The sequence below is a fragment of the uncultured Idiomarina sp. genome, assembly GCF_964010655.1.
GTDB classification, from domain to species: Bacteria; Pseudomonadota; Gammaproteobacteria; order Enterobacterales; family Alteromonadaceae; genus Idiomarina; species Idiomarina baltica.
On record NZ_CAXGLS010000005.1, the window covers coordinates 1 to 14,778 of the forward strand.

General features: G+C 47.8%; 17 protein-coding genes. 10 read left to right on the forward strand and 7 right to left on the reverse strand.

Annotation, left to right across the window (positions count from 1 at the left end; all coding sequences use genetic code 11):
- Positions 1-186: 186 nt before the first annotated feature.
- Positions 187-1,200 carry a low-specificity L-threonine aldolase gene (ltaE, locus tag ABNS04_RS02455; RefSeq protein ID WP_272978297.1) on the reverse strand — a complete coding sequence of 338 codons (1,014 nt, stop codon included), beginning with the start codon at positions 1,198-1,200 and terminating at the stop codon, positions 187-189.
- A 118-nt stretch (positions 1,201-1,318) separates the two neighbouring features.
- Here ltaE and ABNS04_RS02460 point away from each other — a divergent pair, with 118 nt between their 5' ends.
- From ABNS04_RS02460 to ABNS04_RS02475, 4 genes are all read left to right on the forward strand, one after another.
- Positions 1,319-2,284 carry a cysteine synthase A gene (locus tag ABNS04_RS02460; RefSeq protein WP_006953892.1) on the forward strand — a complete coding sequence of 322 codons (966 nt, stop codon included), beginning with the start codon at positions 1,319-1,321 and terminating at the stop codon, positions 2,282-2,284.
- Between the two features lie 12 nt (positions 2,285-2,296).
- Positions 2,297-3,469, forward strand: a complete 1,173-nt coding sequence (locus ABNS04_RS02465; protein ID WP_006953890.1) for a PLP-dependent aspartate aminotransferase family protein — start codon at positions 2,297-2,299, stop codon at positions 3,467-3,469.
- Positions 3,470-3,652: 183 nt separating this feature from the next.
- Positions 3,653-3,880 (forward strand): hypothetical protein, encoded by a 228-nt coding sequence (locus ABNS04_RS02470; protein ID WP_006953888.1) that lies wholly within the window; start codon positions 3,653-3,655, stop codon positions 3,878-3,880.
- A gap of 6 nt (positions 3,881-3,886) precedes the next feature.
- Positions 3,887-4,309: a VOC family protein gene (locus ABNS04_RS02475; RefSeq protein WP_272978296.1), complete on the forward strand. Its 423-nt coding sequence runs from the start codon at positions 3,887-3,889 to the stop codon at positions 4,307-4,309.
- On the opposite strand, the gene ABNS04_RS02480 is transcribed toward ABNS04_RS02475, so the two are convergent.
- Positions 4,306-5,253 (reverse strand): threonine/serine dehydratase, encoded by a 948-nt coding sequence (locus tag ABNS04_RS02480; RefSeq protein WP_272978295.1) that lies wholly within the window; start codon positions 5,251-5,253, stop codon positions 4,306-4,308. The two genes, ABNS04_RS02475 and ABNS04_RS02480, sit on opposite strands and share 4 nt — an antisense overlap.
- A 34-nt stretch (positions 5,254-5,287) precedes the next feature.
- On the opposite strand from ABNS04_RS02480, the gene ABNS04_RS02485 reads away from it, so the two are divergent.
- A complete protein-coding gene (locus tag ABNS04_RS02485; RefSeq protein ID WP_006953884.1) occupies positions 5,288-5,899 on the forward strand; it encodes a YjaG family protein in 612 nt (203 codons plus the stop codon).
- Here ABNS04_RS02485 and ABNS04_RS02490 read toward each other — a convergent pair.
- Positions 5,884-6,162, reverse strand: a complete 279-nt coding sequence (locus ABNS04_RS02490; protein ID WP_272978294.1) for a DUF1145 domain-containing protein — start codon at positions 6,160-6,162, stop codon at positions 5,884-5,886. The genes ABNS04_RS02485 and ABNS04_RS02490 overlap by 16 nt on opposite strands.
- Entirely contained in the window at positions 6,159-6,758 is a 600-nt protein-coding gene (rsmD, locus tag ABNS04_RS02495) for a 16S rRNA (guanine(966)-N(2))-methyltransferase RsmD (RefSeq protein ID WP_272978293.1), read from the reverse strand. Before rsmD ends, ABNS04_RS02490 begins: the two co-directional genes overlap by 4 nt.
- Before the next feature lie 109 nt (positions 6,759-6,867).
- Between rsmD and ftsY the strand changes: the two genes are divergently transcribed.
- From ftsY to ABNS04_RS02520, 5 genes are all read left to right on the forward strand, one after another.
- Entirely contained in the window at positions 6,868-8,148 is a 1,281-nt protein-coding gene (gene ftsY / locus ABNS04_RS02500) for a signal recognition particle-docking protein FtsY (RefSeq protein WP_272978292.1), read from the forward strand.
- 17 nt (positions 8,149-8,165) lie between these two features.
- Entirely contained in the window at positions 8,166-8,843 is a 678-nt protein-coding gene (gene ftsE, locus ABNS04_RS02505) for a cell division ATP-binding protein FtsE (RefSeq protein ID WP_272978291.1), read from the forward strand.
- Complete coding sequence (gene ftsX / locus ABNS04_RS02510; protein WP_272978290.1) at positions 8,840-9,832, forward strand: permease-like cell division protein FtsX; 993 nt, start codon at positions 8,840-8,842, stop codon at positions 9,830-9,832. Before ftsE ends, ftsX begins: the two co-directional genes overlap by 4 nt.
- Positions 9,833-10,015: 183 nt before the next feature.
- Positions 10,016-10,876, forward strand: a complete 861-nt coding sequence (gene rpoH / locus ABNS04_RS02515) for an RNA polymerase sigma factor RpoH (RefSeq protein WP_006953876.1) — start codon at positions 10,016-10,018, stop codon at positions 10,874-10,876.
- Positions 10,877-10,959: 83 nt separating this feature from the next.
- Positions 10,960-11,217, forward strand: coding sequence for a YkgJ family cysteine cluster protein (locus ABNS04_RS02520; RefSeq protein WP_083773204.1), 258 nt, complete (start codon positions 10,960-10,962; stop codon positions 11,215-11,217).
- Here the strand turns inward: ABNS04_RS02520 and ABNS04_RS02525 are convergent.
- From ABNS04_RS02525 to gpmI, 3 genes are read right to left on the reverse strand one after another with little or no spacing between them, the layout of a single operon-like run.
- A complete protein-coding gene (locus tag ABNS04_RS02525; RefSeq protein WP_272978289.1) occupies positions 11,179-11,955 on the reverse strand; it encodes a divergent polysaccharide deacetylase family protein in 777 nt (258 codons plus the stop codon). The genes ABNS04_RS02520 and ABNS04_RS02525 overlap by 39 nt on opposite strands.
- Positions 11,943-13,085, reverse strand: a complete 1,143-nt coding sequence (locus tag ABNS04_RS02530) for a peptidoglycan DD-metalloendopeptidase family protein (protein ID WP_272978288.1) — start codon at positions 13,083-13,085, stop codon at positions 11,943-11,945. The genes ABNS04_RS02525 and ABNS04_RS02530 overlap by 13 nt, the downstream gene beginning before the upstream one ends.
- Before the next feature lie 3 nt (positions 13,086-13,088).
- Complete coding sequence (gene gpmI / locus ABNS04_RS02535; RefSeq protein ID WP_006953872.1) at positions 13,089-14,621, reverse strand: 2,3-bisphosphoglycerate-independent phosphoglycerate mutase; 1,533 nt, start codon at positions 14,619-14,621, stop codon at positions 13,089-13,091.
- Positions 14,622-14,778: the final 157 nt, after the last annotated feature.

The window sequence follows — 14,778 nt, forward strand, 5'->3', positions numbered from 1 at the left end:
GTCGGCGTCACCTTGCGGAGGCATTGAGTTACCGCGCCCTGGATCGTTTGTTAGAGCAATTAAAAAAATTATAAGCAACAATAAGCCTGGTGTTGCTAAGCTTGACCTCGGGCAACGCTTTTGCGGAACACGACTGATAAAGTGGCGCTTATAGCGCCACTTTACGCTAACGTTCGGTTAAATGCGTTATCTTTTTAGAAAGTCTTCAAAAAGCACAACAAAACGTTGTAAATTGTCTCGAGAAATATCTAAATGCGTGACTAACCGCAACTTCTTCGCTGCTCCAATTTTTATATGGTGTTGCTCCATAAAGTGCTTTAGAGATTGAGCGAGTTCAAGCGAGGGTAAGGTCAAGTAAACCATGTTAGTACGAGCATTGCTGACCACGATATTGGTGTCAGCGCAGATTGTTTTGAGCGTGGTAGCAAGCCACTGGGCATTATCGTGATCGTCTTGAATACGTTCAAGGTGATGATCTAATGCGTAATCGATCGCAGCTGCTAAAATACCCGCTTGCCGCATACCGCCACCGACCATCTTACGCCAACGTCGAGCACGGGCAATATAGTCAGCCGAACCGACAAGTAGTGACCCGACCGGTGCTCCTAAACCTTTTGAACAGCATACTGAAACAGAATCGAACGGCGCAGCCAGCTCGGTGGCCGTCAATTGCGTTGCTGCCATAGCGTTTACTAATCGGGCACCATCAAGGTGCATGTTTAAACCGTGCTGTTCAGCCAGGGTACGCGCTTGGTCGAAGTAGTCTTGAGCAATCACCTGACCGGCATGCGTGTTCTCAAATGCGAGTAGTCGGGTAATCGGAAAATGAGGATCATTTGGCTTGATGCGTTCGGCGATAGTGTCTAACGACAGAGTACCATCGGCTTCGACTTCGATGGTTTGTGGCACGATGCCTCCGAGCACCGCAGCGCCGCCTGCCTCATAGCGATAGGTGTGATATTCCTGACCCACGATATATTCTTCACCGTTACGACAATGACTGAGCAAACCTAATAAGTTACTTTGTGTGCCGGAACTGCAGAAAAGCGCATCCTCTTTACCTAACCACTGGGCAACGCGCTGCTCTAACGCGTTAATTGTGGCATCTTCACCATACACATCGTCACCCACATCAGCACGAATCATCGCATCACGCATGGCAGATGTTGGCTGGGTCACTGTATCGCTTCTTAAATCCATTTGCGTCTCGCTTAACTAGTTATTGTTTTGAACAAAGCGTTCTAAGGCGGTGGTTGTTAAGTGGTCAAAGTATAGGGATAATGAACCGCATTGAACAGATGAGAAAAAGCGACGCGATATGAAAGTATATGACAACGTATTGGAAATGATCGGCAACACGCCGTTGGTAAAAGTGAACAACATCGATACAGGTCCCTGCGATTTGTATCTTAAGTTAGAGCTGCAAAACCCGGGTGGGTCTATCAAGGACCGCATCGCCGTTGAGATGATTAATGCGGCTGAGCGTGATGGCAAATTGAAGCCAGGCGATACCATCATCGAGGCGACTGCAGGCAATACAGGCTTGGGCTTGGCGTTAGTTGCGGCGAGTAAGGGCTACCCCTTGATGATCGTAATGCCTGATAAAATGAGCCAAGAGAAAGTCAACAATTTGCGTGCGATGGGGGCGACTGTCAAACAGACTCGCTCAGATGTACAAAAAGGTCACCCTGAATACTACCAAGATATGGCCGCTCGCTTAGCCGAAGAAAACGGCTGGTTCTATGTAAACCAATTTGAAAACCCTGCCAACGTAGAAGCGCATTACAAAACCACGGGTCCAGAGATTTGGCAACAAACGGACGGCGACATTGATGCCTTCGTTTGTGGTGTTGGTTCAGGCGGTACACTAACAGGTATTGGCCGCTATCTCCGTGAGCAGAAGTCCGATGTTGATTTAGTGCTTGCCGATCCCGCGGGTTCAATTTTGGAACCATTAGTGAATCGTGGAGAGCATGTCGAAGCCGGTAGCTGGTTGGCAGAGGGTATTGGCGAGGATTTCGTACCAAAAATCTGCGAAATTGAATTAGCCAATAAAGCCTACGCTATCTCAGATAAAGAAGGTATGCAGATGGCGCGTCAGGTGCTCGAGAAAGAGGGCGTCATGGTGGGCTCTTCGAGCGGCACCTTAATCGCTGCTGCAGTGCGTTATTGCCAAGATCAAACCGAGAGAAAGCAAGTGGTGACACTTGCGTGTGATACAGGTAATCGCTACTTATCGAAGTTATTCAACGATGAGTGGATGCGTGAAAATAATTTGCTGTAAGGAGTTGTAATAATGGCATCAAACAAACCAATGAAATTTGCGACACGCACCATTCATGGTGGTCAGTCACCTGAGCCGGTCACTGGGGCAGTCATGCCTCCGATTTTTACCAGTTCAACCTACGCGCAAGAGAGCCCGGGTGAACACAAAGGCTTTGAATATTCGCGCTCGCATAACCCAACACGTTTTGCTTGGGAGCGCGCCGTCGCGAATTTGGAAGGGGGCACTCAAGGGCTTGCTTTTGCTTCCGGCATGGCGGCAACTTCAACAATTTTAGAGCTGCTTGATAGCGGTGATCACGTGGTCGCTATGGATGACTTATACGGCGGCAGTTTCCGTTTGTTCGACAAGGTACGTGGGCGTTCAGCAGGACTTAAGTTCTCATACGTTGACCTTGCCGACATTAAGCAAGTCGAACAGGCGCTGACCTCAGAAACACGTATGATTTGGGTTGAAACACCCAGCAACCCTATGTTGAAACTGGTTGATATCGAAGCCATTGTAAAAACAGCAAAGACACATAATCCAGACATCATCGTGGTAGTGGATAATACGTTCGCGACGCCTTTTAATCAGCGTCCAATTGAGCTGGGAGCCGACATCGTAATGCATTCGGCGACTAAGTACTTGAATGGGCACTCTGACATGGTGGGTGGTATCGCTGTTGTCGGTGATAACCAAGACTTAGTCGAACAGATGCTATTCTTGCAAAATTCGGTGGGTGCTGTTGCGGGTCCTTTTGACTCCTACTTAGCGCTCCGAGGTGTCAAGACGTTGGCGTTACGTATGCGTCATCATAACCAAGCAGCACTCGAGTTGGCACAGTGGCTCGAGCAACATCCGAAAGTTGAGAAGGTGATCTACCCAGGTCTTGAAAGCCACCCGCAACATGAGCTTGCTAAGCGTCAGATGTCCGGTTTTGGTGGCATGATCTCAATTTTATTGAAAGGCGATTTAGCGGCCGCTCGTAAGTTCTTAGAGTCGGTCGAAATCTTTGCGCTGGCAGAAAGCTTAGGGGGGGTCGAGTCGTTAATTGAACACCCTGCGATCATGACTCATGCGTCGGTACCTAAAGAAAATCGTGAGAAACTAGGTATCCTAGACAACTTTGTTCGTGTCTCGGTGGGTATTGAAGATCTAGACGATCTTAAAGCCGATCTGGATACTGCTTTAAACGCGTTCTAAACGATAGAACCGATTAAAATAAAAAACATAAAACTTAAAAACCGGTCAATAGACCGGTTTTTTTGTATTTAAATCAATAACTTATACATTATTTTACAGTTTAGTCATAATTGAGTAGGCTTAGAAATAACAAAAAACTGCAGTTTGCAGTGATAAAAATGTTCGCTAAAGAAGGAAATAATTATGCTATTGAGCCTACTGTTACTTCAGGGACTCGTAGCCGCGTTATTGTTTTACGGCTTAGTCGGTCAGTATCAATCTAAACCCCTCTGGAGTTTATTGGCGGTATTGACTGCAGGGTTTATTCCTCCGCTTAATTGGGGTCTATTGCTTGCTGCTATCGGGCACCGTATGTGGAAGCGCTCTCCAGCGATGCGTCAGTCGATTCATGAACCTCAAGCACGGATGTAATCGCCAATGTCAGCAGTACGTCCGTTTCATTTAGCCTTACCTGTAAAGTCCCTCGATAACGCCCGCAAGTTCTATGGTGAGATCTTGGGGCTGGAACAGGGGCGTAGTAGTGACGATTGGATCGATTGGAACTTCTTTGGTCATCAATTTGTTACGCATGTGGCACCTGAAATAGCGGGTGTTAAAAACCACAGCGGCGTCGATGGTCACAATGTGCCCGTGCCTCACTTCGGTGTCGTGTTATTACGCGAAGATTGGGATGACGTTGCGCGCAAGATTGCTGAGTCGGATATTGAGTTTGTCATCGAACCTTACATTCGTTTCCAGGGCAAACCGGGTGAGCAAGGCACGATGTTTTTTTACGACTACTGCGGCAACGCGCTTGAATTCAAAACGTTCAAAAGCGATGACGATATCTTCGCAACTTAAACCTTGAGCGGCTGACTGGGCTCGGCCGCGATATTCCCACCACTTAATATAATTCCAACCCGTTTCCCGGCGAATCGACTTCGCTCTTGCTTCAGCGCCGCCAGCGTGATCGCTGAGGATGGTTCTATAATGATTTTAAGACGTTGCCAGATCAGTTCCATGGCCGCTTTTGTGTCTTTATCCTCAACGACAAGCACAGCACTTACGTGGCGTTTTAATATTTCGAAATTATATTCCCCCAATTGCGTCAGTAAGCCATCGCAAATACTTCGCGGTGGTTTAGCGGGTTGTCGGACTCCGGTGCTGAGCGACTCAAACCCATCATTGGCGAGCATCGGTTCAGCGCCATAAACTTCGAGTCCTTGCGCTGCTAGGCATGCGCCTGCCAGCAGACCACCACCGCCCAAAGGGGCGACGACGGTGTCTAAATCTTCGACTTGTTTGAGTAGCTCTAACGTTGCTGTTCCTTGTCCCGCGATAATATCGGGATGGTCATAGGGGGGAATAAATGTCTCTCCGGTCTGCGCTCGTTCTGCTGCAAATCGCTCTCGCGCTTCCATACCGGGCTCTATAGTCACTATTGAAGCACCGCTGGCTTCAATATTGTTACGTTTTATCGCAGGCGCATTATAGGGCACCGCGACCGTAACGGAGATGCCTAAACGTGCTCCAGCATAGCCCAGTGCGGCACCGTGATTACCTGATGATACGGTAAACACTCCAGTTTGCCGTTGTTGCTCTGACAGAGATAACAACGCATTGCTGGCGCCCCGGTACTTAAACGCGCCGGATTTCTGAAGGTTTTCGCACTTAAAGAAAGCTTCACAGCCCAGGGCCTCATCGATTTCTGAACATGTGAGTACCGGTGTGTGTTTAATGAAACCTTCCAAGCGATTGGCAGCTAATACAATGTCATCGTAGCGAGGCAAGCTTATTTTAGGCATAATACGGGTCCTTCAGCGAAAACGAGGATTGCTTGTGGGTCAATTAAATACGTTTCAGCGCATCCGTGCGATGGAAGCCGAAAAACAATCATTGTTTGCATTGTATCTGTGCGAGCGGATGCTGCCAAATTATGAATTTTTTCATCAGCTCACGGGGTTCGGTGAACTCAAGCCGCTACGTGGCGCACTCAACGCGCTATGGGACCGTCATGCAAATCCTAAACACAGCAAAATCAACGCAGAACGTTGGCAAGAGAAAGTCGATGAAGTGACGCCGAGTGAATACGGTCATGACATGCTTGGGGTTTATCCCGCGATGGATGCGTGTACTGCAATCAGTACCTTGCTGCAGGGCGTGCTTGATAAAGACTCAAAAAACTTTGTTGATGTGGCGAAAGTATCGCAAGCCTCGGTGGCTAAATTCATTGAGCTCAATATCGCCGATGAGGTACCCGCTGAACAGTTACGAGAGGCGGTTAATCAACATGAGCTGTATCAGTACGAAGTTGAAATGCAGCAAGCGATGCTCAATTACCTCGAAGCGCAACCGACCGTCACAAAGGCATTGGTTAACCAGCTGAAGCAAATGGTGGCCGATGAAGGTATTTCTAACATCGGCCTTGAAGTGAATCAGTCATCAGACTGACGTGCGTAGATTGTTAGCCATCCGAAAATGCCGAAGATAAGAATCTGCCAGCCATCTCCCTTTTTCCAAGGGAGTTGAGCTTTCATCGTGGCAACAAAAATCCCCAGGAATAACAAATGCATAATCACAAGTACGCCGAGTAACATAGCAATCAGACCATAAGCTTGGGTGCTCATGTCGACGACTAAACCCGATAAAAGCGCAAGCAAAGCAATCCATATAATGGCAAAAATCGCTTTGCCGAGAAGTAAAATCATATTCATACGTGTGTTGTCTCTTCAGTTGATGGAGTGAGCAGTCTAAAGCTGACTTGACCGTGATGTTTTTCTCTGAGGATATCGAAGTCATTGAAGATTTCAGGCGGTAAGTTGCGTTCACTTTCGACGTAAACTAGCGAATCCGAATGTAACCACTCACCTCGCTTCAGCGCGGCAAGCGTCGGACTGACGAGTGATTTATTAAATGGTGGATCGATAAATACGATGTCTAGTTTAGTGTGTTGAGTTGACTCCGCGTTTAGCCAATCGAGCGCGCTTTGTTGTATCACATTAATTTGTGGTGCCGATAAGCGACTGACATTTTGATTCAATTGCCGCGCCGCCGCTTTATCCATCTCTATCAATGTTACCTGTTGGGCGCCTCTTGATGCGGCTTCAAAGCCTAAACTACCGCTGCCAGCAAACAAATCGACAACCTGAGCGCCTTGAATATCAAATTGCAGCCAATTAAATAAGGTTTCTCGTACGCGGTCCGTGGTGGGGCGAAGTCCCTCGGATGTCAGTATGGGCAGCTTGCGCCCGCGCCATTGCCCGGCAATAAGGCGCAATTCTCCTGTTTTCTTGTTGCTTTGTTTTCTCACAATATAATTGGCCTGGTTAATTATCTGGGTGCGTCGTCAGTTTCGCTACAGCGTGGTAAACTATCACTAGTTTAACGATTTAATGGTTGTAGTTCCAAGGTATTCAATTATGGCAAAAGGTTTGTTTTCAATGTTTCGACGCAATAAATCGTCGAAACAAGATGAGAAAGAAATAAAACAAGATGAGCAAGAGCAGCAGTCGACCCCACGTGATGCTGATGCAACGGAAGACTGTGCGCAAGTGACGGCCGATTCAGCCGCAGGAAAGCCGTTACCTGAGGTCGAGCCGGAACCTCCTAAGCAGTCTGAACCCGAACCTGAGCTCGAACCAGAACCTGAGGTTGTCTCTGCAGAGGAGACAAGATCTGAGTCTAACATTGAGCCTGAGCCCGAGCCTGAAGCCGCTCCAGCAATAGAACCTGAAGTTGAGTCAACACCCGAAGCGGCACCCGCTAAGAAGAAGGGGCTTTGGGCTCGCCTGACCGAGGGACTCAAGCGGACATCGGGCAGTATTGGTTCGGGCTTATTCGGCGTCTTTAAAGGTAAGAAGATCGATGACGATCTGTTTGAAGAACTTGAAACGCAGCTATTAATGGCTGATTTAGGCGTAAAAACGACCACAAAAATCATCGATAATCTGACGCAACAAGCGGATCGCAAACAACTTAAAGATGCCGAAGCACTATATGAATTGCTGCAAGAGCAGATGGAAGCCTTGCTCGAGCCGGTCGATAAGCCGCTCGCGATTGATACCAGTAAAACGCCGTATGTCATTTTGATGACCGGTGTTAATGGAGTGGGTAAAACCACCACCATTGGTAAGCTCGCTAAACAGTTCAAACGTGAGGGCAAGTCAGTCATGCTCGCAGCCGGGGACACGTTCCGCGCCGCTGCCGTAGAACAGTTACAGATCTGGGGCGAACGCAACGAAATTCCTGTTATTGCACAACAGACCGGTTCTGATAGTGCATCAGTATTGTTCGATGCGATGCAGGCCGCTAAAGCGCGGGGTATCGACGTACTGATTGCCGATACGGCTGGGCGTTTGCAAAATAAATCTAACCTCATGGAAGAGCTAAAGAAAATTGTGCGGGTAATGAAAAAGCAGGATCCGGAAGCGCCACACGAAGTGATGCTGACGTTAGACGCGGGCACGGGCCAAAATGCAATCTCGCAAGCCAAATTGTTCACCGAAGCTGTCGGAGTGAGCGGAATTGTAATGACGAAATTGGATGGTACCGCTAAAGGCGGTGTGATTTTTGCCGTAGCCGATGAGTTTAAGATACCAATCCGATACATCGGTGTGGGTGAGCAACTGGACGATCTGAGGCCATTTGTCGCGCGAGACTTTATTCAAGCGCTATTTGACCGTAAGCTAGAACAAGAATAAAGCAACTTTAAGCCACTATGATACGCTTCGAGCAAGTTAGTAAAACTTATCCTGGGGGTCACCAAGCCCTCAGTCATGTTGATTTTCATGTTGAGCCGGGAGAAATGGCATTTTTAACGGGTCACTCCGGCGCCGGTAAAAGTACCTTGCTCAAACTAATCAGTGTGATGGAGCGCCCGACCGCCGGTCGAGTGCGTATCAATGGTCATGATCTCAACACGATTAAGCCGAAGCAGGTCCCTTTTGTACGTCGCGACATTGGTATGATATTCCAAGACCACCGGCTGTTAATGGATAAATCGGTGTTTGATAACGTCGCGTTGCCCTTGATCATTGAGGGTTACAGCGTACAAGAAGCACGTAAACGGGTACTTGCGGCCCTTGAAAAGGTTGGCTTGGCCGACAAATACCGGCATTTTCCCATGATGCTCTCCGGTGGTGAACAACAGCGTGTCGGTATCGCACGCGCTATCGTTACCAAACCGCCTTTACTATTGGCGGATGAACCTACGGGTAACCTCGACCCTAAGCTCTCTATGGACATTATTCGGCTATTTGAGGAATTCAACCAAGTCGGTGTATCGGTACTCATTGCTACGCATGATTTAGGTCTCATTGCGCGGTTAAAATATCGGACGTTGACTTTAAAAGAGGGGCTGCTCATTAATGATGGGTTAGAGGAGCAATCGGTATGAGTCTATTGTTCCGCAACCGAGTCGTCGAAAAAGGTGCTCAACAACAAACCAGCTTACCGTTTTGGCGGCGTATTTTGATGATCCCGGTGCATCATTTGCAACAGGCGGTCAGTAGTCTAGGGGAGTTGTGGCGTAATCCGATTGCGAGCTTAATGACTGTTGCTGTACTTGGTTTGAGCTTAACGCTACCTAGCGCACTCTATGTGATGGTAAAAAACACCTCCCAAATTGCTGGACAGTGGCAGCAAGCCTCTGAAATTTCTTTGTTTCTGCGTACCGATGCAAGCCAGCAATCGGTTGCTACATTAAAGCAGCAGATAAGTATCCGTAATGACGTCGAGTCAGTTCAGTGGGTTACCAAACAAGAAGGGTTTGAGCAGTTTAAAGCGACTTCTGGTTTTGGTGAAACATTGGATTATTTTGACAGTAACCCGCTTCCCGACGTACTGGTTGTAACACCAGCGCAACAAGCACGCACACCTGCGCGGGCGAAGGCATTGCTTGAAGAACTACAACAGGCTCGCGAAGTGCAGATGGGTAAACTCGATGTTGATTGGCTGTCTCGTCTGCAAGCGATTGTTGATTTAATTCAGGATGTATTGGCCGCATTAGCGCTGCTTTTATGTATCTCTGTCATTCTGATCGTGAGCAATACAATCCGACTGAATATACTCAGTAAACGTGATGAAATCGTGATTATGAAACTCGTCGGAGCCACTGATGCATTCATTCAACGGCCGTTTCTTTATACCGGTGTTTGGTATGGTGTGGCAGGCGGTGTGATTGCATGGTTGGCAACCCAGTTATTGATCTGGTGGATTGGTTCTGCCGTAACCAATGTAACTGAATTATATCAATCACAGTTTTCCCTTTCAGGATTGACTGTGGGCGAGATGTTAATGGTCTGGTTGGTTGCTGTGGCGCTGGGTTTAATCGGTAGTTTTCTAGCGGTGCGAAAGCACATAAAAAGTATCGAACCAGAGGCATGATCGAAAACGATCGCAAAACTTGCGTTGACAAACATGCGCGTTATACTGAGATTCTTGGCGATCGTTTTTTCGGGTCCAGCACTGACGATCTGTTGCGCTAAAAGGGAACTTGCGTGTAAAAAAGCGGTCATATGAATAGGTTATGCTAGTCGATACATGTAGTGAGTAATTAGAGGTTGTTAAATGAGCACTGAATTAAAAACCATGGCTTTATCGGTCCCTCAGGGCGGGGGTCTTGACGGTTACATTCAGTCAGTCAACCGCATTCCAATGCTGAGCGCTGAGAAAGAAAAAGCGCTGGCAAAACGTTTGCAGGAAGATAAAGACTTAGATGCAGCGAAAGAGTTAATCATGTCGCATCTACGTTTTGTCGTGCACATCGCCCGTGGCTATTCTGGCTACGGCCTGCCGCAAGCGGATTTGATTCAAGAAGGTAACATTGGTCTCATGAAAGCGGTAAAACGCTTTAACCCAGAAGTGGGTGTGCGCCTTGTTTCATTTGCTGTGCATTGGATTAAGGCAGAGATTCACGAATATGTATTGCGTAATTGGCGAGTTGTAAAAGTCGCGACCACCAAAGCGCAGCGTAAATTGTTTTTCAATTTGCGTAAGATGAAGAAACGTTTAGGCTGGTTCAATCAAGATGAAGTCGAAACGGTGGCAAAAGAGCTAGGTGTTTCGAGCAAAGAAGTCATGGAAATGGAAGCGCGCATGAGTGCCCATGACCAAGCTTTTGAACTGAGTTCTGACGATGATGATTCTAAAGAAGGCTCGACCTACTCACCGGCGATGTATCTTGAGGACAAACGCTCAGATCTCGCGGAAGAAATCGAGACTGAAGACTACGAAGCACACACTCAGAAAAAGCTGTTTTCAGCGATGAGCGAGCTTGATGAACGTAGTCAGGATATCGTTCAGTCACGCTGGTTGTCTGAAAGTAAAGTTACGTTACATGATTTGGCCGCGAAGTATGAAGTGTCTGCTGAACGTGTTCGTCAGCTGGAACAAAATGCGATGAAGAAATTGCGTGCAGCGATGTCATAACTGAGTCTGTATTGTGTACCAAAGGCGCTGCGCAAGTAGCGCCTTTTTCGTTTCTGATTGCCCAGTAGATTTTTGGAGGATTCATGGAGTGTCGTATGGGGTGTGGCGCTTGTTGCATTGCGCCGTCGATCAGTTCTCCGATTCCGGGAATGTCCGAGGGTAAAAGGGCAGGTGAGCGTTGTGTCCAACTCGATGACGATAATTTGTGTCGTTTGTTTGGTGACCCGCGCCGTCCTCAGGTGTGTTCAGACTTTGATGCGACGCACGATGTATGCGGGGATAGTCGTGATCAAGCGCTGATTCTACTGACCCGTCTTGAACAAGCCACTGGCGATGCTTAACTCGCTTTTAACTGTCAATTCCGATGCGAAAACTAGCTGAACATCATCTTCTTTTAACGACTTTAAGCGCTGTTTTAAAAATTTAATCGTTTCCGGGTAAGGGTGACCAATTGCAATAGCACTCCCGTGTGCGTGAGCGATCTGTATTAGCTCATCAAACTGCTCAGTGAGATATTGCTCGTCTGTTTCATTATCGATAAAGACGTGTCGCCGTGCGACAGGTACTTGGTAGGACTGTGCCATCTTTTCTGCCACGGTGTACTCGGTTGTTCTACTGTCGATAAAGTACAAATCGTGATTTTTTAATGACTCCATCACCGCTTGCATAGGTTGCGTTAACTGCGTGAGTTGACTGCCCATGTGATTATTAATGCCGACCACATAAGGAATATCATCTAATACTTGCCGTAACTTGAGCTTTATTTCGGCACTCGACATATCGGCGGTGAGCGCACCTAAGCCCAAGGCATTCCCCGCTAAAGCTTGCATCGGTACATGTGCCATAATTTGTTTGCCTTGGTGATGCGCTTTTAAGGCAAAAGACCGACCGTAAGGGGTAAAGGGGAGAATAGCAAAGGTAATATCTCCGGGGAGGTCCGCGGCTGCGAGATCTTCTGGGTGATTACCGATGTCATCGATAATAATAGCGATCCTGTCGGCAGCGACCACAGGGGAAACCATTATAAAACTGAGTACGAGTAGACACAGGTAACGGCCCATGACGGCTAGCGAATCCATTGGGTTGGGTTTTCGGGTTGCCCTTTAAAGCGAATTTCGAAATAAAGTGCAGGAGAATTTTGCGCGCCGCTTTGACCCATCAGTGCAATTTCCTCGTTTTGCTGTACCTCTTCGCCGACATTCTTGAATATCACTTGGTTGTAGCCATACAAGCTCATATAGCCCTCACCGTGGTCGATCACAATAACCAGTCCGAATCCACGTAACCAGTCGGCAAAAACAACACGACCGTCTGCAATGCTACGGATGCTTTGCCCCTGTTCGCCATCAATGAGTACGCCTTTCCAACGGATAGGTCCCTCACGACGTTCACCGAACAAACGCTGTACTTTACCATTGGTCGGCCATTGTAAACTCGCTTTAATAGGCTTCAAACCGACTAACTCAACACGATCACTAAGTGCTTCCTCAATGGCAGCAATCACCTGCTCTAATTCAGCTTGACTACTTCGCAGCTCGGCAATTTTTTCTTCCTCTGAGCGCTGTTCATTACGCAGTTCGGCAATGGCTTGTTCTTGCTTTTGTTGTTGCTTCTCAAGTGCGGAACGTTGTGCTGACTGTTCGCCGCGCAACTCAGTTTGTTGTTGGTATTGCGCTTTTAATGCCTGTTTGACCTGTTCCAATTCAGTTTGCGTTTGTTTTAACTCATCAATCGCCGCGATGCGGGCATCGTTTAGGTACTTATAATACGTCAGTTGACGTTCGAGAGTGGATGCCTTTTGTTGATTCAATAGCAGTTTAAGATAATCGTAATCGCCGTTTGCGTAGGCGGCAACCACTTGATCCTTCAGCGCCTTAAGTTGTTCGCGGATATCGCTTTCCAACCGACTTTGCTCTGCTTCGTTGTTTTCAATCTCTCCAGCTAAGGTTTGCAATCGCTCGCGGGTGTTTTGCAGCGCTTCAGCCAATTTGGCGGTACGTAACTCTAATTTTTTGAGCGCCCGCTGACTCGATGTTAATGCTTGTTTGCGCGACTCAAACGCTTCAAGCCGAGATTCAATCTCGGCTTGAATTGCTTTAAGTTCTGCCTGTTTTTCAGCCTTGGTTTGCTCAGTCGGCTGCTGCGCACTAACCTCAGCAGCCAACAAAGTGATTGCAAGAAACAGACTCCATACAAACGCTTTCAGCATTAATTAACCGTCCAATTGCATGAGCGTTTTACCCGTCATTTCATTTGGCTGTTCAAGTCCCATTAAATGCAACATGGTGGGTGCCACATCGGAGAGAATACCATTACGTGGTGTAGCATGACGACCGACATAAATAAACGGAACAAGCTCACTGGTGTGCGCAGTATGGGCTTGGCCAGTGCTCGGGTCGCTCATTTGCTCGGCGTTACCGTGGTCAGCAGTAATAAGGCATTCACCGCCCACTTTTTGTAATGCTTCAACTACTCTTCCCACCGAATGGTCAACGGCTTCACAGGCTTTTACTGCTGCATCAAAGTTACCTGTATGACCCACCATATCACCATTGGGGTAGTTACAAATAATGACGTCATACTCTTGATTATCGACAGCTTCAACAATCGCATCAGTGAGTTGCTTTGAACTCATTTCAGGTTGCAGATCGTAGGTTTTTACCTTAGGTGAAGGAATAAGTTTGCGTTGTTCGCCATCAAACGCTTGTTCCCGTCCTCCACTAAAGAAGAATGTGACATGCGCGTATTTCTCTGTTTCAGAAATGCGCAACTGCGTTTTATCGTGCTTAGCTAACCACTCGCCTAACACATTGTCGAGTCTTACCGGTGGGAAGGCACAAGGCGTGTCAAATTCATCAGCGTACTGGGTTAACATGACAAAGCCGCTGAGTTGTTTGCGAATGCCACGCTCAAACGTATCGAGTTCATTATCAATAAACGCACGTGTCATCTCGCGCGCTCGGTCAGCGCGGAAATTCATAAAGAACACCGCATCACCGTCCTCTATCGCGGCCGGCTCTCCAATGACCACCGGGCTGACAAACTCATCGGATTCGCCCCGCTCATACGCGTCGGCGAGGGCGTTATGAGCGTTATTTGCGCGATGTTCAGCACGTCCATGATAAACGGCGTTAAATGCACCTTCGATGCGCTCCCAGCGATTATCGCGGTCCATTGCGTAAAATCGACCCGATAGTGAGGCAAAGCGACCTACACCGAGTCGTTCGAAGAGTGCTTCAAACTTTTCAATCGACGGACCTGCTGATTTAGGCGGGGTATCGCGACCATCAAGAAAGCCATGCACGTAGATACGTTGAGCGCCTTTTTTATGCGCCAATTCGACCATCGCCATGAGATGCTCCTCATGACTGTGAACACCCCCTGCTGAGAGTAGTCCCATGATATGGACTGCTCCGTTTTTAGCGACCGCTTGTTCCACGTTTTCGGTCAACACAGGGTTATCGAAAAACTCTCCCGTTTTTATACTTTGCGAGATGCGCGTAAAATCTTGATAAACAACGCGGCCTGCACCCAAATTAACGTGGCCTACTTCAGAATTGCCCATTTGGCCATCCGGCAAACCAACGGCGCCTCCCGAGCCGTCGACTAAACAGTGAGGGTACTCATTCCACAACCGATCCATCACTGGCGTGTTCGCCGCGGTTATCGCGTTGTCCGGAGCTGAATCACGGTATCCCCAGCCATCTAAGATCATCAAAACCAATGGTTTTTTATCATGTGCCATATCGACTACCTATGCGCTTGAAAGCAAAAATATATTCTGTCCAGTTTACTGGATTTCTGCCGATTTCGCATCCACTCGATTTGCTATTGGTAGTTAGGGCTACAGAGGGTATACTTTCACCCTCTAAAAGGACATACCCTCCTCCTGTGAGGGGTCA

Excerpts from the sequence above, each read along its gene's own strand:
- ABNS04_RS02465 (WP_006953890.1), top strand. The coding sequence starts at position 2,297 with ATGGCATCAAACAAACCAATGAAATTTGCGACACGCACCATTCATGGT.
- ABNS04_RS02490 (WP_272978294.1), bottom strand. The coding sequence starts at position 6,162 with ATGAATATGATTTTACTTCTCGGCAAAGCGATTTTTGCCATTATATGG.
- ABNS04_RS02475 (WP_272978296.1), top strand. The coding sequence starts at position 3,887 with ATGTCAGCAGTACGTCCGTTTCATTTAGCCTTACCTGTAAAGTCCCTC.
- rpoH (WP_006953876.1), top strand. The coding sequence starts at position 10,016 with ATGAGCACTGAATTAAAAACCATGGCTTTATCGGTCCCTCAGGGCGGG.
- ABNS04_RS02520 (WP_083773204.1), top strand. The coding sequence starts at position 10,960 with ATGGAGTGTCGTATGGGGTGTGGCGCTTGTTGCATTGCGCCGTCGATC.
- ABNS04_RS02525 (WP_272978289.1), bottom strand. The coding sequence starts at position 11,955 with ATGGATTCGCTAGCCGTCATGGGCCGTTACCTGTGTCTACTCGTACTC.
- ABNS04_RS02480 (WP_272978295.1), bottom strand. The coding sequence starts at position 5,253 with ATGCCTAAAATAAGCTTGCCTCGCTACGATGACATTGTATTAGCTGCC.
- ABNS04_RS02530 (WP_272978288.1), bottom strand. The coding sequence starts at position 13,085 with ATGCTGAAAGCGTTTGTATGGAGTCTGTTTCTTGCAATCACTTTGTTG.
- ABNS04_RS02460 (WP_006953892.1), top strand. The coding sequence starts at position 1,319 with ATGAAAGTATATGACAACGTATTGGAAATGATCGGCAACACGCCGTTG.
- ltaE (WP_272978297.1), bottom strand. The coding sequence starts at position 1,200 with ATGGATTTAAGAAGCGATACAGTGACCCAGCCAACATCTGCCATGCGT.
- gpmI (WP_006953872.1), bottom strand. The coding sequence starts at position 14,621 with ATGGCACATGATAAAAAACCATTGGTTTTGATGATCTTAGATGGCTGG.
- ftsY (WP_272978292.1), top strand. The coding sequence starts at position 6,868 with ATGGCAAAAGGTTTGTTTTCAATGTTTCGACGCAATAAATCGTCGAAA.
- ftsE (WP_272978291.1), top strand. The coding sequence starts at position 8,166 with ATGATACGCTTCGAGCAAGTTAGTAAAACTTATCCTGGGGGTCACCAA.
- ABNS04_RS02470 (WP_006953888.1), top strand. The coding sequence starts at position 3,653 with ATGCTATTGAGCCTACTGTTACTTCAGGGACTCGTAGCCGCGTTATTG.
- ftsX (WP_272978290.1), top strand. The coding sequence starts at position 8,840 with ATGAGTCTATTGTTCCGCAACCGAGTCGTCGAAAAAGGTGCTCAACAA.